This window comes from Roseobacter sp. N2S, assembly GCF_031454055.1.
Classification (GTDB): domain Bacteria; phylum Pseudomonadota; class Alphaproteobacteria; order Rhodobacterales; family Rhodobacteraceae; genus Amylibacter.
In genome coordinates, this window is sequence record NZ_JAVDQB010000001.1 from 142,510 (window position 1) to 164,267 (window position 21,758).

Annotated in this window: 22 protein-coding genes; 16 read left to right on the top strand and 6 right to left on the bottom strand. The window is 55.5% G+C overall.

Features of this window, described 5'->3' with window-relative positions; all coding sequences use genetic code 11:
• The first annotated feature begins 243 nt into the window (after positions 1-243).
• Together GGE09_RS00695 and GGE09_RS00700 are read left to right on the top strand one after the other, a co-directional pair.
• Complete coding sequence (locus GGE09_RS00695; protein WP_309742836.1) at positions 244-1,212, top strand: porin; 969 nt, start codon at positions 244-246, stop codon at positions 1,210-1,212.
• A gap of 95 nt (positions 1,213-1,307) precedes the next feature.
• On the top strand, positions 1,308-1,970 hold the full coding sequence (locus tag GGE09_RS00700; protein WP_309742839.1) for a YggS family pyridoxal phosphate-dependent enzyme: 663 nt from the start codon (positions 1,308-1,310) through the stop codon (positions 1,968-1,970).
• On the opposite strand, the gene GGE09_RS00705 is transcribed toward GGE09_RS00700, so the two are convergent.
• The gene (locus GGE09_RS00705; RefSeq protein WP_309742841.1) at positions 1,967-2,476 is read right to left on the bottom strand and encodes a L,D-transpeptidase family protein; all 510 of its coding nucleotides are present in this window, start codon (positions 2,474-2,476) and stop codon (positions 1,967-1,969) included. The two genes, GGE09_RS00700 and GGE09_RS00705, sit on opposite strands and share 4 nt — an antisense overlap.
• Entirely contained in the window at positions 2,473-3,549 is a 1,077-nt protein-coding gene (ribA, locus tag GGE09_RS00710) for a GTP cyclohydrolase II (RefSeq protein ID WP_309742843.1), read from the bottom strand. The genes GGE09_RS00705 and ribA overlap by 4 nt, the downstream gene beginning before the upstream one ends.
• 153 nt (positions 3,550-3,702) lie before the next feature.
• Here ribA and GGE09_RS00715 point away from each other — a divergent pair, with 153 nt between their 5' ends.
• From GGE09_RS00715 to GGE09_RS00755, 9 genes are all read left to right on the top strand, one after another.
• Entirely contained in the window at positions 3,703-4,389 is a 687-nt protein-coding gene (locus GGE09_RS00715; protein WP_309742845.1) for a response regulator transcription factor, read from the top strand.
• A gap of 120 nt (positions 4,390-4,509) precedes the next feature.
• Positions 4,510-5,301, top strand: coding sequence for an exodeoxyribonuclease III (locus tag GGE09_RS00720; protein WP_309742847.1), 792 nt, complete (start codon positions 4,510-4,512; stop codon positions 5,299-5,301).
• A gap of 17 nt (positions 5,302-5,318) precedes the next feature.
• Positions 5,319-6,806: an FAD-binding oxidoreductase gene (locus tag GGE09_RS00725; RefSeq protein ID WP_309742849.1), complete on the top strand. Its 1,488-nt coding sequence runs from the start codon at positions 5,319-5,321 to the stop codon at positions 6,804-6,806.
• A 1-nt stretch (position 6,807) separates the two neighbouring features.
• On the top strand, positions 6,808-7,209 hold the full coding sequence (locus GGE09_RS00730) for a hypothetical protein (RefSeq protein ID WP_309742852.1): 402 nt from the start codon (positions 6,808-6,810) through the stop codon (positions 7,207-7,209).
• Positions 7,209-8,282 (top strand): hypothetical protein, encoded by a 1,074-nt coding sequence (locus tag GGE09_RS00735; RefSeq protein ID WP_309742854.1) that lies wholly within the window; start codon positions 7,209-7,211, stop codon positions 8,280-8,282. Before GGE09_RS00730 ends, GGE09_RS00735 begins: the two co-directional genes overlap by 1 nt.
• Positions 8,251-8,553, top strand: coding sequence for a hypothetical protein (locus tag GGE09_RS00740; RefSeq protein WP_309742856.1), 303 nt, complete (start codon positions 8,251-8,253; stop codon positions 8,551-8,553). The genes GGE09_RS00735 and GGE09_RS00740 overlap by 32 nt, the downstream gene beginning before the upstream one ends.
• Before the next feature lie 88 nt (positions 8,554-8,641).
• On the top strand, positions 8,642-9,556 hold the full coding sequence (gene trxA, locus GGE09_RS00745) for a thioredoxin (protein WP_309742857.1): 915 nt from the start codon (positions 8,642-8,644) through the stop codon (positions 9,554-9,556).
• A gap of 26 nt (positions 9,557-9,582) precedes the next feature.
• Positions 9,583-10,230 carry an LON peptidase substrate-binding domain-containing protein gene (locus GGE09_RS00750; RefSeq protein ID WP_309742859.1) on the top strand — a complete coding sequence of 216 codons (648 nt, stop codon included), beginning with the start codon at positions 9,583-9,585 and terminating at the stop codon, positions 10,228-10,230.
• Positions 10,227-10,409 (top strand): Trm112 family protein, encoded by a 183-nt coding sequence (locus tag GGE09_RS00755; protein ID WP_309742861.1) that lies wholly within the window; start codon positions 10,227-10,229, stop codon positions 10,407-10,409. Before GGE09_RS00750 ends, GGE09_RS00755 begins: the two co-directional genes overlap by 4 nt.
• Before the next feature lie 6 nt (positions 10,410-10,415).
• Here GGE09_RS00755 and GGE09_RS00760 read toward each other — a convergent pair whose 3' ends face one another.
• Complete coding sequence (locus tag GGE09_RS00760; RefSeq protein WP_309742863.1) at positions 10,416-11,642, bottom strand: FAD-dependent monooxygenase; 1,227 nt, start codon at positions 11,640-11,642, stop codon at positions 10,416-10,418.
• A gap of 82 nt (positions 11,643-11,724) precedes the next feature.
• Here GGE09_RS00760 and GGE09_RS00765 point away from each other — a divergent pair, with 82 nt between their 5' ends.
• The 4 genes from GGE09_RS00765 (at position 11,725) to GGE09_RS00780 (ending at position 17,933) form a co-directional block, all read left to right on the top strand.
• Positions 11,725-13,062, top strand: a complete 1,338-nt coding sequence (locus GGE09_RS00765) for an amidase family protein (RefSeq protein WP_309742865.1) — start codon at positions 11,725-11,727, stop codon at positions 13,060-13,062.
• A 156-nt stretch (positions 13,063-13,218) separates the two neighbouring features.
• Positions 13,219-14,397, top strand: a complete 1,179-nt coding sequence (locus GGE09_RS00770; protein WP_309742867.1) for an aminotransferase class I/II-fold pyridoxal phosphate-dependent enzyme — start codon at positions 13,219-13,221, stop codon at positions 14,395-14,397.
• Between the two features lie 11 nt (positions 14,398-14,408).
• Complete coding sequence (locus GGE09_RS00775; RefSeq protein WP_309742869.1) at positions 14,409-17,222, top strand: DNA translocase FtsK 4TM domain-containing protein; 2,814 nt, start codon at positions 14,409-14,411, stop codon at positions 17,220-17,222.
• Between the two features lie 69 nt (positions 17,223-17,291).
• Entirely contained in the window at positions 17,292-17,933 is a 642-nt protein-coding gene (locus GGE09_RS00780; RefSeq protein ID WP_309742871.1) for an outer membrane lipoprotein carrier protein LolA, read from the top strand.
• A 33-nt stretch (positions 17,934-17,966) separates the two neighbouring features.
• On the opposite strand, the gene GGE09_RS00785 is transcribed toward GGE09_RS00780, so the two are convergent.
• Both GGE09_RS00785 and GGE09_RS00790 read right to left on the bottom strand, forming a co-directional pair.
• On the bottom strand, positions 17,967-18,545 hold the full coding sequence (locus tag GGE09_RS00785; RefSeq protein WP_309742872.1) for a transglycosylase SLT domain-containing protein: 579 nt from the start codon (positions 18,543-18,545) through the stop codon (positions 17,967-17,969).
• A gap of 84 nt (positions 18,546-18,629) precedes the next feature.
• A complete protein-coding gene (locus tag GGE09_RS00790) occupies positions 18,630-19,511 on the bottom strand; it encodes an AEC family transporter (protein ID WP_309742874.1) in 882 nt (293 codons plus the stop codon).
• A 107-nt stretch (positions 19,512-19,618) separates the two neighbouring features.
• On the opposite strand from GGE09_RS00790, the gene hspQ reads away from it, so the two are divergent.
• Entirely contained in the window at positions 19,619-19,945 is a 327-nt protein-coding gene (hspQ, locus tag GGE09_RS00795; protein WP_309742876.1) for a heat shock protein HspQ, read from the top strand.
• A 139-nt stretch (positions 19,946-20,084) separates the two neighbouring features.
• On the opposite strand, the gene GGE09_RS00800 is transcribed toward hspQ, so the two are convergent.
• Positions 20,085-21,665, bottom strand: a complete 1,581-nt coding sequence (locus tag GGE09_RS00800; RefSeq protein WP_309742878.1) for a gamma-glutamyltransferase family protein — start codon at positions 21,663-21,665, stop codon at positions 20,085-20,087.
• Between the last annotated feature and the right edge of the window lie 93 nt (positions 21,666-21,758).

Consider the following 21,758-nt stretch of genomic DNA (forward strand, 5'->3'; position numbering starts at 1 on the left):
CAGTTATCCTGACCGCCAATTTTCGAATTCTAAAACTGATTTTTTGCGTCCATGTTTTTTCATTTTTGCCTAACAAAAAAGCACCTCACAGAAGTGTGAATGAGGCAGGGCTGAAATCCCGACAAAAATACAAATTCGGTGTTTTCCCCCTGAAAGTAGTAGGTTACGTGTTTGCCAAGCTACTGGGCTTACTCACCCGCAGGCGCCTGCGTCTGTCCTTTCACTAACTAAACGAGAAGCAAAATGAAAAAAGTTCTCCTTGTGACAACAGCACTTGTCGCCACTGCATCTGCCGCGGCAGCTGACGTATCCCTGTCCGGTTCCGGCCGGTTCGGTATCGTTTATAACAACCAAAAAGCTTTCGGTGTTTCCGGCACAAACGCCAAAACAAAAATCGAAAAACGCATGACTATCAACATTGATGGTTCCGGCTCCACAGACGGTGGTCTGGACTTCGGTGGTCGCATTCGTTTGCGTTCCGATGAAGGCGATGTTGCTGGCGCGACCTCTTCTGCCAACATCTGGATGGGCAACGACATGTTCCGCATCACAGTTGGTAACACTGACGGTGCGCTTGTGAACCGTATTGCTTATTTTGACGGTTCCGTTGGCCTGACTGGTCTGCACGATGCAGACAACTCTTTCAACATCGGTACATCCCAGTTCGTTCTGAACACATACTCTTCCCGCGGCAACGCAGGTGACGTTGTGCGTCTTGACTTCAACGTTGGTGGCTTTGGCGTATCCTTGTCCACAGACACAACCGGTGCATTCAATGCTTCCGGCGCAACTGGTTCCGAAGACTCAATCGCTGCATCTTATAACTTCGGCGACTGGACTGTTGCTGGTGGTTACGCGAAAAACGCCAACAACTCTGCGGCTTCCGCAGGCGAGCAAGACCTGTGGTCTGCGTCCATCTCCGGTCAAATCGCTGATTTCGGTGTGAACGTGAACTACTCCGATCTGGAAACTGTTGGGACCAAAGCTGTTCTGTCCGGTTCTTACACATTCGACGCCACAACTGTGACTGCGTTTGTTGCAAAAACATCTGAAGACACACTGGGTTCTGCTGGTATCGGCGCTGCCGGTTCTGAAACAGAATACGGCCTGGGCTTCACTCACAACCTGGGTGGCGCAACACTGGCTGGCGGTATCTCCCGCGATTACACAGAAAACACCATGGCTGACCTTGGTGTACGCTTCTCCTTCTAAGTTAGGTTAGAAGGTGCACGGGAAAGGGCAGGTCTTCGGATCTGCCCTTTCTTTTTGGGGTTGCCGAATTTGCCCCGTACAGGCATTCATTTGCCATGTCCCTATCAGATATCACATCCCGCATTCACGCCGCTGAAACCGCTGCCAACCGGCCGGTGGGCAGCACCCGTTTGATCGCTGTCTCAAAAGTGCAGCCCAATCAACGGGTTCACGAAGTCCTGCAAACGGGCCACCGCCTGTTTGGCGAAAACAAGGTGCAGGAAGCGCAGGGCAAATGGCCCGAGTTTCGTGCCGAATTTGGCCCTGTAGATGTACATCTGATCGGCCCGCTGCAAACCAACAAGGTGAAAGCCGCCGTCGAACTGTTCGATGCGATCCACGCCATTGACCGCGAAAAACTGGCCCGCAAAATTGCTTCGGAACTTCAGGCACAGGGCAAATCGCCAGAGCTGTTCATTCAGGTCAACACCGGCGAAGAACCCCAAAAAGCCGGTGTTATCCCAGCCGAGGCTGACGCCTTTATCGCCGATTGCCGCGCAATGGACCTGCCAATTACCGGCCTGATGGTGATTCCCCCCGTTGACGAAGAACCCAGCCTGCATTTCGCCCTGTTGCGCAAAATCGCGAAGCGCAACGGGTTGTCAGGCCTATCTATGGGGATGAGCAGCGATTTTGAGCGGGCTGTTGCCCTAGGCGCAACCCATGTGCGGGTTGGCTCGGCTATTTTCGGGGAACGCAGTTACGACGAACCCGTTTAGCGGATAATCAGCCGTGAACGGGGCGTCCACCCTGCCAGAATCGCTACCAGATCATCCTCGGCAAAGGCAATGCAGCCTTCGGTTGGATGCCGCGGCTTGCGCCATTTATGCAGGAAAATCGCACTGCCTTTGCCCGCCACACTGTCGGGCCAGTTATAATCGACAATGGCAAAAATATCGTACAGCGGATCGGCGCGGCGCAGGCGTTCATGGCTGTACCGATGCCCCCGTGCGGTGATTCCCTGATTGTAATCAGGATCGCGCGGATCATCCGACCAGATGTCACACAGACCAATCGGCCAACAGTCTAATGCGGGGGCGTCAAAGCCGATGCGGTCACTGCGATAGCCAACGCCGCCCAGCCGATAGGTGCCAAGCGGTGTGATCCCGTCGCCCTCTCCCTGCTTCACTCCGATGCCGCCACGCCCGATGGTGCAGGCATAACGGCGGCCCTGAAACCGCGCGCCCCAACGGGTGACAACCAGATCATCAAACTGCGCAATCATAACAAATGCCCGCTCTTTTTGGCTTTGGTATCAAGGTAATCGGTGTTTTGCGCCGTGCGCCCCACCTGCAAGGGAACCCGTTCCGCCACGGCAATTCCCGCTTCTTCCATCCGTGCCACTTTGGCTGGATTATTGGTCATCAAACGGGTGGATTTAAACCCCAGTCCCAGCAGGATTTCCGCGCCCAGACGAAAGTCTCGTTCGTCATCTTCAAAGCCCAGACGGTGATTGGCCTCGACTGTGTCAAACCCTTGATCTTGCAGCGAATAAGCCCGCATCTTATTGGCCAGCCCGATGCCGCGACCCTCTTGGTTCAGGTACAGTAAAACGCCTTCACCCTCGGCCCCGATCTGCGCAAGGGCTGCCTGCAATTGCGGGCCACAGTCGCATTTCAGCGACCCGATAAGATCCCCCGTAAAACAGGCCGAATGCAGCCGTGAAAGCACCGGTTTATCCCGCGCAGGCTTGCCCACTTCGATGGCATAATGCTCCTCGCCGCCATCCCGTTTGCGGTAGACATGGACTTTTGAATGTTGCGACACAGCCAAAGGCACCCGCGCGTTTGAAATCTGGTCCAGCGGCATGCGCAGGGCGTCATTCGCCTCCATTTCGGCCACATCCAGCATCAACAACCCGTCCTGCGGCCCGTCTATCGTCCCCAAAAGCGCACCCGGCAACAGACCCGCGCCCTTGCACAGCCGGATCACATTGCGATCCGCCAAAGAAGATCCTTCGCGCAAATAACGGAACGGGCCTTTCATCGGCACCTGCAAATCCAACGAGGGGTCGGCCATGGCATGGACCCAAGTGGCAGGCGCATCAAGCGGCACAACGATCCGCACCAGATCGCCGTCATAGGCAGGGGCCATCAGGGTTTCCGCCCGACGATTGGTGATTGCAATATGCAAGGCCCCGCCAGCTTCACGCATCTGCGCCAGTCGTTCAGAACTGAGGGTTTCGACGGCCGCCACAGCCCAAAATGCCGCCCCGTCCTGCAAAACCACAGGCACACCCATGCGTAAATCCGCCCGCGCACGCGCAATTTTTTCGGCCAATGTTACGGAAAACGTCATGGCGATCCTGCTTCTTGAAACATTTTATCCGCTTTCTATATCCCCCATGAACCGGAAGTGAAACAATTTAGCGAATTTTGACACGTCCCTGTGATGCGGATTGATAACCCGACCCAAAGAGCGCATTTTCAGTTTGAGAGTAGGAGACAGCCCATGAGCAACGTGAAAAAAATCCTGATGGTAGATGACGACGACGATCTGCGCGAAGCGTTGGCCGATCAACTTGTCCTGACCGAAGATTTCGATGTGTTCGAGGCCGAAGACGGTGCATCTGGGTTGGAAAAAGCCAAAGAGGCTTTGTACGATCTGGTTCTGCTGGACGTGGGCTTGCCCGATATGGATGGCCGTGAATTATGCCGTTTAATGCGCAAACAAGGGGTGAAATGCCCGATTGTGATGCTGACAGGCCATGATACGGACGCCGATACCATTCTGGGTCTGGACGCTGGCGCCAATGATTACGTGTCCAAACCGTTCAAATTCCCCGTTCTGCTGGCCCGTATTCGCGCCCAGTTGCGCCAGCACGAACAGTCCGAAGATGCGGTATTCAATCTTGGGCCTTATACGTTCAAACCCGCCTCTAAGATGTTGATAGACGAGGCAGATAAGAAAGTCCGCCTGACCGAAAAAGAGACAAATATCCTTAAATTTCTTTACCGCGCCCAAGACGGGGTCGTGGCCAGAGAAGTTCTTTTGCACGAGGTTTGGGGATATAATGCCGGTGTGACGACCCATACGCTGGAAACCCATATCTATCGTCTGCGTCAAAAAATCGAACCCGATCCAAGCAATGCACGGCTTTTGGTGACGGAATCAGGTGGGTATCGCCTGAACGCATAACAAAAGACTAAACTCGGAGTTTTTCATAGTTTCTCCCTGGACTGGCCCGCCACTTTGGCGGGTCTTTTTTTACCCATAGCAATGCTCTAAGGTGAAGAAAATTCATCAAAGGTCGAGCCTATGCCCATCAAAGTCTGCACTTGGAATATCAACTCTGTTCGGCTGCGCGAACCTATTGTTTTAAAGCTGTTGCAGGATGAACAACCAGACGTTCTGTGCCTGCAGGAATGCAAAAGCCCAGTGGATTTGATTCCAACCGAAAACTTCGCCGCACTGGGCTATACCCATATGGTTGCACGCGGGCAAAAGGGCTATAACGGGGTTGCGATCCTGTCAAAACGCCCGATCACAGACGCAGGGCACCGTGATTTCTGCGAAAAAGGCGATGCCCGTCACGTGGCAGCAAAGCTGGATAACGGCATGACAATCCACAACTTTTACGTTCCAGCGGGCGGGGATGTTGCCGATCGGGAAGTGAATGAAAAATTCGGTCATAAAATGGATTTCCTGACTGAAATGCGCGACTGGTTTCACGCCGAAGCACCACAGAAATCTGCGATGGTCGGGGATTTGAACATTGCCCCCCGTGAAGATGACGTTTGGGATCACAAAAAGCTGCTCAAAGTCGTATCGCACACCCCGATTGAGGTGGACCAACTGGCTGAAACCCAAGCGGCTGGCAAATGGGTGGATATCACCCGCCAAGACATCCCCGAGGGCCTACTTTATACGTGGTGGTCTTACCGTGCGCGGGACTGGGACACCGCCGACAAGGGCCGCCGTCTGGATCACATCTGGGCCACCCCAGATATTTCCGCCAGCGCCCATTCCAGCCGCGTTTTCCGTGATGCGCGCGGATGGGAAAAACCCAGCGATCACGCGCCCTTATTTGCTACATTTGATTTGGACTAACCACACACGAGGCTATTTTGAACCTTATCACAAAACGGGCATTTCTATTGGGGTCCGGCGCAATTGTCGGGGCCTATCTGGGGGCGAAATACGGTCCTAAAAATCCGGTTCTGGATGGCACAACCTCGCTGCAACCCAGCGGCGCGGCAGGAACGTTGAATGACGCCAGCGGCCTGTCACAAACGCCGATCCACAAACATATCATCGTGAAACAAGACCCTGAAAAGGGTCTTGTTGATATCCTGCGGGACGAATTGCGCGCCGCCAAGGCCGAGGGCCGCCCTGTATCCCTTAGTGCGGCACGTCATTCCATGGGCGGGCAGTCGATACCGCGTGACGGCCATGCGATCACGCTGGATACAGATTTCTTTGAACCAGATACGGCAAACGCCACCTATCGCTGCTCTGCGGGTCTGCGCTGGGACAGTGCGATCCGCCAGATGGATGCCATCGGCTTTGGCCCTAAGGTCATGCAATCCAACAATGATTTCGGCATCGCCAGCACATTTTGCGTCAATGCCCACGGCTGGCCCGTCCCCTATTCCGCCATGGGGTCCACCACGCGCAGTTTCAAAATGCTGTTGCAGGATGGCGATTTGATCACTTGCTCACGGGATGAAAACGCTGACCTGTTTAACCTGACCATGGGGGGCTACGGGTTGACGGGTTTGATCACCGAGATGGAGGTCGAAATGACCGCGAATGCGCGGTTGTCGCCGACTTTTGAAAAAATGGCAGGGCCTGATTTCGGGGTAAAGTTTATGGCGGCGCTGAAAGACCCTAAAGTACAGATGGGCTATGGCCGTTTGAACGTTGATAAAGCAGCGTTTTTCGACAAAGCCTTGATGATCACCTATCGCCCGACGCAGGATCAAAGCGATCTGCCAGCCGCCAGCACTTCGGGGTTCGTTTCGAAGTTAGCAAGACACTTGTTCCGTGCGCAATTGGGAGCCGAGGGCGTGAAACGCCGCCGCTGGTGGGTGGAAACCGACCTTCAGGCCAAACTGACTGCGGGGGATGTGACTCGCAACAGTCTGATCAATGAACCCGTAGTGACGCTGGACGACAAAGACCCGACCCGCACCGATATATTGCACGAATATTTCATTGAACCCGAACGTTTCGCCGAATGGGTTGCCCTGTGTAAGCGTGTGATTCCAGCCTCTTATCAAGAGCTGTTAAACATCACCCTGCGCTATGTGGCCCCTGATAACGAGGCCGTTCTAAGTTATGCGCCCGTGGACCGGATCGCCTGTGTCATGCTGTTTTCCCAAGAAATGACCCTGCGCGGCGAAGCCGATATGCAGCGCATGACACAAGCCTTAATCGCGGGAACAGCCGAATTGGGTGGGACATATTACCTGCCATATCGCCTGCACGCGACACAGGCGCAATTTGAACAATCTTATCCCAGTGCTGGTGAATTTGTGGCGGCAAAGCGGGAAATAGACCCTGATTTACGGTTTAGAAACGGGTTGTGGGATACATACATGGCGGGGCTTTGATATGACCATTTTACGCTACATCTGCTTTGGCTATTTCGTCTCGCTCGCCTTTGCGGCGGCGCTGAATTACATTCCCGGGCTAACCGATGATCAAGGACGGTCCTTCGGGATTTTCGCGCTCGATATTTTTGACGACAGTTTGCACGCGGTGTCTGCCCTTTGGGCGCTGATTGCGGGGCTGGTGTCCCACCGTGCCTCGCGGGTGTTTTTGATCTATTTCGGGGCTGCCTATTTTGGCGATGGCTTGCTGGGATTGATCACTGGTTCGGGGTATCTGGACTTTGGCATCTTTAACAACGGCATCGTCGATTACCCGTTTGTTTTCAAAATCCTGAACAACCTGCCACATCTGTTCCTTGGTGGCTTTGCAGTGGTTTCCGTCTGGCTATGGGATAAACGCTGATGCGTGTCTTCGGGCGGCTTTTGGGGCGGTGGTTGTTACGGGCGGTACTGGCGGTTGTTGTGCTGGCACTGCTGTTGCTGGCTCCGGTGGGGTATAATGAACTCGCCTGTCGCGCTGATATGACCGATGAAAAATACGCCGCATTAATAGACCCTGCGGAGCACCGTGCAGAGGCAGCCAGCTACCTGACCTATCCCGAATGGCACATCGTTTTTGCTTATGATGATTACGCACAGATTTTGCAAAGCGGCGATCCGCAAGATTTCGGGTATTTTAAAGCAATTACAGGGTTCTGGACTGCGATGTGCAGCTTGACGCAAACCGCAGATGCACACGGCGGCGCGCCTGAAACCAAAACGATGGACTATGTAATCGGCGTCAGCTTCACCGCTGAACTGCTGGCCAAAGCGGCTTATGAAGAAACCATAGGGCGCATCACAACCTGGCTGCGCGGGCCAGATCCTGTGGCCAGCGATACTGCCTCGGCCCGAATGGCGCGGGATTATGCGGAATTTTTGCATCAAATCCCGTGGTATAAATATGATTTCCCCAAAGATGTTGCCGCGTTAAAAGCCATCGGTCCGCTAACTTTCCGTGACCGCGAACGGCAATTCGCTTTGGGATTGGAATTCGGCGCAAAAACCGCCTACGCCAAAGCAATCGCCCAAGCGGTAGAGGCGTCTGGACAGGCAAAACTAACCATCCGCAGCGTGGTCAAAGGTGTAGACACGGATGCGCTGCATAAAATCCCCGAAGTAATCGTCATCCGCGCCACCCCCGATGGTATCGAGATTGAAACGCCCCGCTACGCCGCCTTCACCGCCATTTTGAAAACGATTGCTGATCAAAACGGTGAAATTATCGAAATCGCGGGCAATGACGAAATTATGGTCACACTCACAGGCAGCAAACGGCCAGACCCTGTGCAAGACGCCGATGTACTGGCCAGACTGGATCGTCAAGGCTATGGTGATCACCGCTGGCTGGTGAATGTACAACTGGCCGACCTGTCCAATTTGATCCGTGCGCTAAAGGGGCCTGATGCTTCGCTGGAACATATTTTCGATTATTAGCCTGATCGGCGCGGCTTGGGTCGGCCTGTCTGCTGCGGTGATGTATTTTACCGACGCAGCACCGGGTGCTTTGGTGCTGTTTCCACCAAAACAATTTCTGCAAAACCTGCCTGACACCGCCGCGATCACCGCGTCAACGCAGTACTCCATCACCCTTAGCAGCCTTGACCCGCATCTGACCCAACGCCTGTATCACGCGGGCGCATGGCTGGTGCTGCCTGCGGGCCTGACGGGCTGCCTGACACCGCCAAAGCCGTTAACTGCCCGTTAATCCCGCGCCTGCCACGCGGCTAGACCTTGTCCCAAAGCCGCTGTTCGCCTACATCACAAACAACCCAAGTCTAAACCAAGAGAGACATATGTTGGAACTAAACGGCGCTGACGCCTCCGCCCCTGCCGGTGATCTGATCAAAGACGGCTCTGAAATGACCTTTATGCAGGACGTCATAGAGGCATCACAAGACACCCCCGTGATCGTCGATTTCTGGGCACCTTGGTGTGGCCCCTGCAAAACCATGGGCCCCGCATTAGAAGACGCGGTCACGCAGGCCGGTGGTCGTGTGAAAATGATCAAAATCAACGTGGATCAAAACCAAAATCTGGCAGGCCAGTTGCGGGTGCAATCCATCCCGACGGTTTTTGCGTTTTTTGAAGGCAAACCTGTGGACGCCTTTCAAGGCGCCGTTCCGCCAAGCGAAATACAAGCCTTTGTGACCAAAATCGCCGATCTGGGCGGTGAGGAAGACAACGGCTTGGACGATGCCGTGGCTGCTGCACAGGAAATGCTGGACCAAGGCGAGATCGACGATGCGGCCCAAACCTTTGCTGCAATTCTGGGCGAGGCCCCCGCCCATCCGGCTGCTTTTGCAGGGCTGGTGAAATGTCATCTGTTGCTGGGTGAAACAGAAGTTGCGCTGGAATTGCTGGAAAACGTGCCTGCTGAAATTGCGAATGACACGGGTATTCTGGCCGTTAAAGCGCAGGCTGATCTGGCTGCAAATGCGGTGGATGCCGGTGAAACCGCTGAACTGCGGGCCAAGCTGGATGCGGATGAAAACGACCATCAGGCGCGGCTTGATCTGGCCATGGCTTTGCTCGGTGCTGGCGAAACCGGGGCTGCCATTGACGCGCTGCTGGAAATTTTCCGCCGTGACCGCGAATGGAACGACGGCGCGGCCAAAACGCAACTGTTCAAAGTCTTTGACAGCCTTGGGCCGATGGATCCGATTGCCCAAACCGGACGGCGCAAACTGTCGTCGATGATCTTTGCCTAATTCCAATCGGGGGCTATGTCAGAGCTATGTTTAACCTTACTGAATTGCCCCCGAAACTGCCGATCTTTCCGCTGGACGGCGTGCTGTTGTTGCCCCGCACCCGTCTGCCGTTGAATGTGTTTGAACCCCGTTATCTGGCCATGCTGGATGATGTCCTAAAGTCCAGTCATCGGATGATCGGCATGGTTCAGCCCCGTGAAACCCCCAAAGGCACCTCGGAAACCGCGCTGCAACAGATTGGCTGCGCGGGGCGCGTTACTTCTTTTTCCGAAACCGAGGACGGGCGCTATTTGATCACCCTGTCAGGCATCAGCCGGTTTCGTCTGCGCGATCGGGATGACGGGTTTTGCCCCTACATCAGTGCCAATGTGGACTGGTCCAGTTTTACCGCCGATAAAGGGGTTCACGAATTGGACCACGCCTTTGATCGCCCGAAGTTCCTGAAAACCCTGTCGCGGTTTTTCAAGGCGGCCTCTTTGTCCACCGATTGGGACAGTTTAAAAGATGCCGACGAAGAATTGCTGATCAATTCACTGTCCATGTTATGCCCGTTTGAGTCCGCCGAAAAACAAGCCCTGCTTGAAGCGCCAAATCTGGCAAACCGCCGCGAGACCCTAACGACTTTGATGGAATTTGCACTGGCAGGCGACCCCAAAGAGGACCCCATCCAATGAGCGACAGGCCCCAAACCGATCCGAAAATGCTGGAAGCCCTGATCTGCCCTGTCACGCATACGGGGTTGAAATATGACGCCGAGGCGCAAGAGCTGGTGTCGAAAAAAGCACGGCTGGCCTTTCCTATTCGCAACGGGATTCCAGTGATGCTGGTGGATGAGGCCCGTACACTGGAATAGCGCCTGCTAAATCGCGCGGCCTTGCATCAATCGGGGCAATTCCCCCGTCAGGCCGGCCGCCTGACGGATCAGGCTGCGGCGGGCAGATGGCACTGCGTTCACTGCCCCCAGCCCCAGATCCCGCAAGCTGCGTAGCAGCGGATTGTCATTTGAAAACAGCTTGTTAATTCCATCGGTCGCCACCGCAAGGCTGGCGGTGTCAAACCGTCGCCACTGCTGGTAGGGCTGCAAGGCCATCGGGCTGCCGATATCCTGACCGCGACGTGCTGCATCAGCCAGAACCTGTGCCAGCGCGGCCACATCGCGCAGCCCCAGATTCAGCCCCTGCCCCGCCAACGGGTGAATGCCATGGGCCGCATCGCCCACCAGCGCCACACGATCCGCCACAAAGGCCTGCGCCAGTGACAGGCCCAGCGGGTATTTGAACCTTGCGCCAGCCAGTTTGATCTCGCCGAGAAACGACCCGAAACAGGGCCGCAAACAGGCCAGATAATCGGCGTCATCCATGGCTTGGATCGCATCCGCGCGGCCCGTGCTTTCGGTCCAGACAATCGAGCTGCGGTTTTGTGGCAGCGGTAAAATCGCCAACGGGCCTGCGGGCAGGAACAATTGGTGTGCGCAGCCGTTGTGGGGCAGTTCATGTTCCACCGCACAGACCAGCGAGGCCTGTTCATATTGCCAGCCTGTGCGCCGAATACCGCTGCGCTGCGCCACGCCGCTTTGCCGCCCGTCACTGCCGATCAGTAGTAAAGCCCGCAGGGTCTTTCCGTTGTCGAGCGTCACCGTCACACCGCTGGCATCCGCCTTGTGATCCAGCACAGTCTGCCCTGATAGATGGGTGATTACATCGCTCTGCGCCACTTTATCCAGCAGGGCGCGGCGCAGATACCGATCCTCGATCATATGCCCCATCGGGCCTTCTTCGATTTCTGTGTGGTCAAAATGGATATGATAGGGCGAGGCCCCTTCGCTGGGCCGCCCGTCAGACACTTTGATGTCCAGAATTGGCTGGCTGAACCCGCTGATTTCAGCCCACAGCCCAAGTGCCGCCAGCATCCTCTGCGAGGTCAACGCCAGCGCATAACCGCGCCCGTCGAAATCCGCATCGGTTCGATCCGACTCGGGCAGGCTGTCAATGATCGTGCAGGAAAATCCCGCCTGCGCCAGTGCCAAAGCCAAAGCAGAGCCGTTCAGCCCGCCGCCCGCAATCAGAATATCTGTGTCCAGTGTCATGGTCCAAATATGGTGGCTTATACAGGATTGTCCATCGGTCATTCCGCCGCTAGGGTCTGGCGTAAATTGAAGGAGAGACCAGATGTCAGACGCATGGCTTACCGCAACCGCTTCGGATTTGGGGCGCGGCATCAACAAGGGCGAAATCGACCCTGTGGCACTGACAGAAACTTATCTGGACGCCGCCGAATCCCATGAATTCGGCCCGCGCATTTTTACCCATGTCACCCGCGACCGCGCTATGATTGAGGCAACCGCCGCCAAAGCCCGCGCCGATGCAGGGCTGCGCAACAGTCTGCTGGACGGGGTGCCTATTTCATGGAAGGATCTGGTGGATACCGCTGGCATCGAAACCGTGTCAGGCAGTGATCTGCTAAAGGGTCGCGTACCTGTGGCGGATGCCAAATGCCTGCAAAACGCCACCCATGCGGGGCTGGTTTGTCTGGGCAAAACCCACCTGTCGGAACTGGCGTTTTCGGGGCTGGGCTATAACCCCGTCACCCAAACGCCGCCCTGCGTGAACAACCACGACGCAGTGCCGGGCGGGTCTTCGTCCGGAGCGGCGACATCGGTGGCCTTTCATCTGGCAGCGGCAGGAATCGGGTCTGATACGGGCGGATCGGTGCGTATTCCAGCCGCTTGGAATGATCTGGTCGGCTTGAAAACCACATCTACGCTGGTGTCGCTGGCAGGCGTTGTGCCACTGGCCGAAAGCTTTGACACCATCGGCCCACTGTGCCGGTCTGTTGAAGATGCCGCCCAGCTTTTGGGGGCGCTGACAGGAAACGCCGCGATTCCCGATCTGACCAATGCCACGCTGGCGGGGCGTCATTTTGCCATCTGCAAAACCTCGGCCCTAGAAGATTTGGACGACAGTGTTGCCAAAGGGTTTGAAACCGCTGTGGCCAAACTGTCCGCTGGCGGGGCGAAGATCACAGAAATCGAGATCCCTTTCCTGCCTGAACTTCTGTCTTTGTCCCCTGTCTTATTCTCGGTCGAGGCATATGCCCAATGGCAAACAGAAATAGAAGCCAATCCCGATGTGATGTTCCCCGAAATTTTGGAACGCTTTCGCGGCGGTAAAAATTTCAGCGGCGTTGAGTATGTCACTGCGCAGAAACGGATGATGCAATTGCGACAGGACTATCTGGCTGTCGCCGCGCCTTATGATGCGATTCTGCTGCCCAGTTCGCCGATATTGCCGCCGAATCTGGAGCGTTTGAAAACCGACAGCGCCTATTATCAACGGTCCAACCTGCTGACTTTGCGCAATACACGGATCGGGAATTTGCTGGGGCTGTGTGGCCTGACCCTGCCCACAGATATTCCTAGCGCGGGGCTTATGGCCATGGCCGCACCCTTTGCAGAACGCAAGTTACTGCGGGTCGGGGCCGCTATGGAAGCTGCGCTAAACGCCTGAAACCGCTGATTTTCTTTAAGCGTTTTCAGGGCAGCCCTAATTCTGGGCAAAAAAGCCACATATGCTCCGTCATAACCAAAAGAGGTTTGGCGCTGTCAGATTTATTGTCTAATGTAGCCCAAAAGGGGCGCTTAGACCCCATACCCTGAGGCAGATATGCAATTTCCAGAGCGGTTTTCGAACCTGCCAGAATACGCTTTCCCGCGTTTGCGCGCGCTGTTGGACCATCATCCAGCAGGTGGAGACGTGTTACATATGTCCATTGGCGAACCCAAACACGCCTTTCCCGCTTTCGTGGCCGAGGAAATCGCGAGTCATGCCCATGAGTTCGCGAAATACCCGCCAAATGACGGGGCGCCCGAATTGCTGCAAGCGATTGCCAGTTGGATCACCAACCGTTTTGGCGTGCCGATTGATCCGGCCACGCAGGTTTTATCCCTGAACGGCACCCGCGAAGGGTTGTTCAACGCCTGTGTCGCCACCTGCCCTGAAACCAAAAACGGCAAACAGCCCTATGTGCTGATGCCAAACCCGTTCTATCAGGTCTACGCCATCGCCGCTGCCGCTGTCGGGGCCAAACCTGTATTTGTGAACGCCACGGCTGAAACAGGGTTTCTTCCTGATTTTTCCACCGTACCAGACGCGGTTCTGGATGATACGGCCATTGTCTATCTGTGTTCGCCGTCCAACCCGCAAGGGGCTGTGGCCAGCGCCGATTATTGGCGTGATCTTCTGGCTTTGGCTGAAAAACACGATTTCCGCATCTTCGCAGATGAATGCTATTCCGAAATTTACCGTGGCGAGGCCCCCACAGGCGCATTGGAAACAGCCCATAAAATTGGCGCTGATCCAGAACGTGTGGTGATTTTCCATTCCCTGTCAAAGCGATCAAACCTGCCGGGCCTGCGATCCGGTTTTGCCGCAGGCGGGCCAAAAACCATCGCCGCGTTGAAACAATTGCGCAATTACGCAGGGGCGCCTTTGCCCTTGCCGATCCAGCGGGCTGCAACCCGTGTTTGGGCAGATGAAGATCACGTGATCGAAAACCGTGCGCTGTATGGTGCAAAATTCGAACTGGCCGACGACGTGTTTCGCGGCATCAACGGCTATGTGCCCCCACAGGCCGGATTTTTCCTGTGGCTGCCTGTGGAAGATGGCGCAGCGGCTGCATTGAAACTTTGGAAAGCCTCAGGTGTGCGGGTTTTACCCGGCGCATTCTTGGGCAGAGACGTAGACGGCGCCAATCCGGGCCACGGGTATATCCGTGTGGCCATGGTCGCGCCTATTGACGAAATGACCCGTGGATTGCACGAAATCCGCCGTCATTTGTACTGAGAGGTAGGGAAATGGCATATCAGACGCGGACGCGTGATCCATTGTTGGAAACCCATATGCAAGAGGCAATCCGGAAACGGGGCACCGAACTGGTCGGCCTCGCCATGGTCGCCTTTTCAATCCTGCTGGGTGCCATGCTATGGACCTATACGCCCGAAGATCCAAGCTGGCTGTCTGCCACATCTGCCCCTGCGCAGAATATTCTGGGTACGTTCGGCGCGTCGATTTCCTCCCGTCTGATCCTGACAATCGGCTGGGCATCCTGGTGTCTGCCTGTGCTGTTCTTTGTCTGGGGCTCGCGCTTTGTCTTGCACCAAGGCGATACCCGCCTGTTAAGCCGCGCCATCAGCATCCCGGTTTTTGTTGCCTTCACTGCGGTCTTTTTGGCCACCCATGTTCCCCTTGAAAGCTGGGACCACGGCTTTGGTCTGGGCGGCTTGTCTGGCGATGCGGCTTTGGGAATTCTGATGGATCTGGTGCCGATGCATCTGACGATCCGTTTGATTGTACTGTCTTTGGTTCTGGGATTTATCTTCCTGTGTACCGCGCTGTTTTCTCTTGGGTTTTCCAAACTGGAACTGTCCTATATCCGCCATTATTCCATGGTTGCGATCATCCTGACCTATGCCTCTATCGTGTCTTTGCTGGGCTTTGCGGTTCAGGGCGGCGCGCGCGGCGCAGTGGCCGCAAAGGCTGGAATAGACTCTCGTCGGGCCACCCGTAAAGAGGCCGCAGCCCTGCAAGTTGCCCGTGAGGTGCCAACAAAATCCGCAGTCACACCAGTGGAAGCGCCTGTGGAAAAGGTAAAGGCGGGTAAGTCTTTGACTTTGCCAAAACTAAAGTTGCCGACCTTTCGCAAACCAGCACCTGAACCCGATGAAGACCTGATTGATCTGACCGAAGATGACACCCATGTGCATGACGAAGACCGCGTGCGCAACCGGATCAACGATGCGATCAAATCCAAAGTTCTGCGCGCCCGTACTTTGCGTGTTTCGGATCATTATCAAGAGCCTGTTGTCACCGAAAACATCTTCCGCGACTCTGCAGATGACGGGCAACCTGTTGCGCCGCCGCTGGGGGGCGCGTCCCGTCATTACGAAGACGAACCGGCAGAACCCGTGGTCAGCTTTCAATCCCAGCGCGCCCGCGCTGCGGCACCGATCACCCCAGTGGCCCCCATCGCCCCTGTGGCCCCTGCCCCGACTGAACCCAAACATGTGGTGCAGCCCCGCGCGCCGCGTCAGGCTGAAAAGCAAAGCAAACGCGCACAGGCCGAGGCCCAGCCAAGCCTGTTTAAAGGCCCCGAGACCGCCTATGAAACCCCGCCCTTGGATTTGCTGGCGCATCCGTCAAGCATCGTGCGGCATCATCTGTCGGACGAGGCTTTGGAAGAGAACGCGCGGATGCTGGAAAGCGTTCTGGATGACTACGGCGTCAAAGGCGATATCGTATCGGTGCGCCCAGGCCCTGTTGTGACCATGTATGAATTGGAACCCGCACCCGGTTTGAAAGCCAGCCGTGTGATCGGTCTGGCCGACGATATTGCACGCTCTATGTCTGCGCTATCGGCCCGCGTGTCTACGGTTCCGGGCAAATCAGTCATCGGCATCGAGCTGCCCAATGAAAACCGCGAAACCGTGTTGCTGCGTGAATTGCTATCCTCCAGTGATTACGGCGACGGGGAACAAAACCTGCCGCTGGCGCTGGGTAAAGATATCGGCGGCAAGTCGATGATCGCCAACCTTGCCAAGATGCCCCACCTGCTGATCGCAGGGACCACGGGGTCTGGTAAATCAGTGGCGATCAACACCATGATCCTTAGCCTGCTGTACAAACTTTCGCCCGACGAATGCCGGATGATCATGATCGACCCCAAGATGCTGGAACTTAGCGTCTATGACGGTATTCCGCACCTGCTGTCCCCGGTTGTGACCGACCCGAAGAAGGCCGTTGTTGCGCTGAAATGGGTCGTGGGCGAAATGGAAGAACGCTATCGCAAGATGTCTAAAATGGGCGTGCGCAACATCGGCGGCTATAATGCCCGTGTGGACGCTGCCCTGAAAAAAGGCGAGGATTTCACCCGCACGGTTCAGACCGGATTTGACGATGATACGGGCGAACCGGTGTTTGAAACCGAAACATTCACACCCGAAAAAATGCCGTTTATCGTGGTGATTGTGGATGAAATGGCCGACCTGATGATGGTTGCCGGCAAAGAGATCGAGGCCTGCATCCAACGTCTGGCACAAATGGCGCGGGCTTCGGGGATTCACCTGATTATGGCCACGCAGCGCCCGTCGGTGGACGTGATCACCGGTACGATTAAGGCCAACTTCCCAACACGGATTTCGTTTCAGGTGACGTCGAAAATCGACAGCCGCACGATCCTTGGGGAAATGGGTGCGGAACAACTTTTGGGCATGGGCGACATGCTGTACATGGCGGGGGGTGGTAAAATCACCCGCGTCCACGCACCGTTTGCCAGCGATGAAGAGGTGGAAGAGGTGGTCAACCATCTGAAAGCTTACGGTGCGCCGGAATATGTGTCTGGTGTGGTCGAAGGCCCTTCTGATGACAAGGAAAGCGACATCGACATGGTGCTGGGCCTTGGCGGCAACACCACGGGCGAAGACGCGCTGTACGATCAGGCGGTGGCCATTGTGGTTAAGGATCGCAAGTGTTCCACCAGCTATATCCAGCGCAAATTGTCCATCGGCTATAACAAAGCCGCCAAACTGGTGGAACAGATGGAAGACCAAAGCGTGGTCAGCCAAGCCAACCATGTGGGCAAGCGGGAAATTCTGGTGCCAGAACAGCATTAACACCCTGAAAAGGCGGGTTTCCGCCTTTCAGTTTATCTTCACAAATCTTTGTGGCGCGGCGGGCTTTCTATGGCCCAAGGCCCAACCTATATTGAGCCTATGAAACGCAGAACCCTTCTTGGCGCATTGGCCGCCCTTAGCATTGCTTCGCCTGTGATGGCGCAGACAAAGCCGTTGTCCTTGGACCAGCTGTCCAGCTATCTGAACAGCCTGACCAACGCCGAAGGCGCGTTCACGCAGGTGAACCCCGACGGCACCCTGTCCAAAGGGACGTTCTATTTGAAACGGCCAGGGCGGATGCGGTTTGAATACGAACCTCCCAATGACGCGCTGGTTGTGGCAGGCCAAGGCACGCTGGCGATCTTTGACAAGAAATCCAACGCCGGACCACAGCAATACCCGCTGCACCGCACGCCGCTGCATATCATCCTGAAAGACACGGTGAACCTGAACACCAGTGGAATGGTTGTGGCCCATGAACATGACGGCACCGCCACCACCATCACGGCGCAAGACCCCGAACACCCGACCTATGGCAATGTAAAACTGGTGTTTACAGATAACCCCACCGAACTGCGCCAGTGGATCGTCACCGATGAAAGCGGTCAGAAAACCACCGTGGTTTTAGGAAAACTGGTCAAAGACAAACGCTTGCAGGCCCGCCTGTTCGACGTGGCCAAGATCATCAAAGAAGGCGATATCAAGCGCTAACGGGGCCTACCCCCGCCTGACCTGCCGCGCCTGTTAACGGCGGCAGGTTTCCAGTTGCGCAGAATACAGGATCGCGCGCGCCTGCACTTTGGCGGCCACATTCATCAACCACTGCTGACTGCGATAGCTGCCCCGATTATACCCCGTATGCCCTTGATGATACGCCAGATATTGGTTGTAGGCATCGGTCTTTGCCACGCCGGTCCGTTTCTGGGTCTCGGTCATGTACCAGCCCATAAAATCCACTGAATCATCGAAATTATGCCGCTTGGCCCGAGAATTTCCGGTGGCGCGTTTGTACCAATCCCATGTGCCATCAATCGCCTGCGAGAACCCGTAGGCTGACGACCGCCGACCCATTGGAATGACCCCCAAGGTAAACTGCCGCGGGGTTTTGGCATGAGAAACAAAATGGCTCTCGTGATAAATCGTTGCCATGATCACTTCGCGTGGAACGCCGTATTTGCGCTCTACGTTATTAAGATCACGGGCCCAATGCCGCTTTTCTTTCAGAATCGAACAGGCGTTGTCCAGGTTTCTGGGGGGATCGGATCGACCGCCCGAGCAGGCGGCAAGGATCAAGACCGCAATAAGGATCGTGCTGTATTTCATATCTGCCTCGATGCCGGTCTTTTGCCGGATTTTCAGTGATCCTACACCAAAGCAGATGTGAAAAAAAGGGTTTGGATGCGTCCGTTACAGCAAAAACGCCAGCGTAAGCGGAATTGTGGCCACAGACAAAAGCGTCGAAACAACCACCAGCCCTGCCACCTCGCCCGAGTCAGCGCCGTATTTTTCCGCCAGCAGGTAGGATGTGACGGCCACGGGCGTGGAAACCTGCAACACCAGAACCGCCAAAGCGATTGGCGACAGTTCGAAAAACCGCCCCACACCGTAAGCGATTCCGACACAGACGACCACTTTCACCACCGCCAGAACCACACCGCGCAGAATGTTTTCAGGGGTCAGTCGCGCCAGCGCCACCCCGAGGGTGATCAGCATCAGGGGAATGGCCATCTGCCCGACCAAAGTCAGCGTATTGGTTAACCAAATCGGCGTGCTCCAGCCTTGCAACATGAATAAACCGCCAAGCAGGGTCGCGCCGACCATCGGCTCTTTGATCACCTTAAGCGGAGACCCGCCGCCCGACACCAACCAGATGCCAAAGGTGAAGGAATAGATCCCCATAAGCGCGAAAACCACGACCGCATAGCCCATCCCCACTTCGCCAAAGGCAAACAAGGCCAGTGGCAGACCTAGATTGCCAGTGTTGCCGAAAATCAACGGTGCAAGGTAGGTTTGCACGTCCAGTTTTGCGACTTTGACCAGCACAAAGAACACTATCGTAACAAGCAGATAGGCCGAACATGTGGCCCAAATTGTATCAAATAATGTGGTGCGGTCGATCTGGGTTTTCATCAAGGATACAAAGATCAAAGCGGGCACGCCGATGGTCATTGAAAGCCGTGTTACGAACTGAACGCGGTACTCGTATCCAAGCCGAACCCAGATCACGCCGATCAGCGCCAAAATGAATACCGGGGCCACGACTTGTAAAACTGTTATTAAAACTGCCACCAACTGTTTCCCTAAAATTCCTTGCATTCAATCCCTCAATATCGGACAGAATGTCAATGGAATCGTAAGATTCTTGTTACGCGGGTTGTGGGGAATCAGAGGTAACCATGTTTCAGGCGCAAGCTAAATTTACTATCGGACAAGTGGTCCGCCATCGCAAACACCCTTTTCGGGGGGTGATTTTTGACGTTGATGCAATGTTCTCGAATACCGATGAATGGTGGGAGAGCATTCCAGAGGACACACGTCCGAAAAAAGAACAACCGTTCTACCACTTACTGGCGGAAAACGATTCTTCCTATTATGTGGCTTACGTTTCCGAGCAAAATCTGGAAACAGACCCAACAGGCGCACCCGTGGATCATCCCGAAGTGATCGCCATGTTCGGAGAGTTGAACGACGGCCAGTACCGGCTTGATGTTCAAATGAACTAAGGTCATCGGGCTGCGGCCCGTGCCGGTTCAAAACTGTTTCAAAACACAATGTCCTGTCAGGCTGCCGCGCAGCTTGGCCGGAGTATTGCGTTGCTTTCACAGGGCCGCGAAAGCAACACCAAGGGTTTGGAACCGCGCGTTAATACCCCAACGCACAGCCGTCTTTACGCGGATCGGACCCGCCTTCCAGAACGCCTGTTTCATGGTTAATCACGATGCCTTGCGCGCCGCCGATTGCCACATCGGGAACAATAATCTGGTGACCCATTGTCAGCAGATCATTGTGAACATTCGGCCCGTAGCCCCGTTCCAGTTGCAGTTTCCCATCAGCGGCAAAGCTGCGCGGCGCGTCGATGGCCTCTTGTACGGGCATATCGAAATCCACCATATTTGATACCAACCGAGCGTGGCCCGTAGACTGATACTGCCCGCCCATCACCCCGAACGGCATGATTACGCGGCCCTTTTTGCGCAGCATCGCGGGGATGATTGTGTGCATCGGACGCTTGCCGCCGCCTGCCTCATTCGGGTGGCCTTCTTCCAGCGAGAATCCCGCGCCGCGGTTCTGAAAATTGATCCCGAATTTGTCGGACGCCAGACCAGAGCCAAAGGAATGGAAGATCGAATAAATCAGCGACACCGCCATGCGATCCCGATCCACCACGGTTAGATAAACCGTTTCTTTATGCACACTTTCGCTGATGGTCGTGGCTGAAGGCATCGCCTTATGCGGATCAATCAAACCAGCCAGCCGCGCCGCAGTTTCAGCAGATAACATATAGTCCAGACGGGACATGTAATCAGGGTCAGACATGAACCGGTTGCGCGTGTCATAGGCCAGTTTTGTGGCCTCTGCTTCGATATGAACCCGCTGTGAACTGCGCGCGCCATAAGCCGCCACATCAAAATGGGACAGGATATTCGCCAGCAAAATTGCCGTGGCACCTTGCCCGTTGGGGCGGTGTTCGATCAGTTCTACATCTTTATAAGTGCCAGTAATCGGATCGGTATAATCACACGCTGTGTTGGCAAAATCATCCAGCGTATGAACCCCGCCCAGCGCATTCAGTGAAGACACCATATCCTCGGCCACTTCGCCTTCATAAAACCCGCGACGGCCTTCCAGTGCCACACGTTCCAGCACATCCGCTTGTTTTGGCGCACGGAACATCTGGCCCGGTGTCGGGGCCGCCCCGTCCAAAAGGTAGAAATCCCGCGCAGCCCCTTGCAGTGCATCCGTGGCACGCGCCCAGTCAAAACAAGTGCGCGGCGCCATGGGAATCCCTGCGCGGGCATAATGGATCGCCGGCGCAAGCGAGGCTTTCAGCCCGATTTTCCCTAAATCACCCGACAAGCGGCAAAACGCATCAATTGCACCCGGCACCGTCACAGAAGACACATCGCGGACCGGCATTTCCGAATGCCCCGCCGCCCGCAACTGTGCTGCATCAAGGGCTGCTGGTGCACGCCCTGACCCGTTCAGCCCGACCACATCCTCACTGTCCCCGGCTTTCACCAAAACAAAGCAATCGCCGCCAATCCCTGTCATTTGGGGTTCGCACAATCCCAACAGAACGCCTGCCGCAATGGCCGCATCCACAGCATTTCCGCCGCTTTCCAGTATTTGCACCGCCACTTTCGCCGCCAAAGGCGAAGACGTGGCACACATTCCGTTCGTGGCAAAAACCGGAGAGCGGCCGGGCAGATGAAAATCGCGCATGTCAGAGAGTTCCTTTTTTGTTTGGCACAAAGAACTACAGCCAAGCGGAAAGGGCAAACTTAAAATACAAAATCAGCGTAAGGGGGAGGGAAG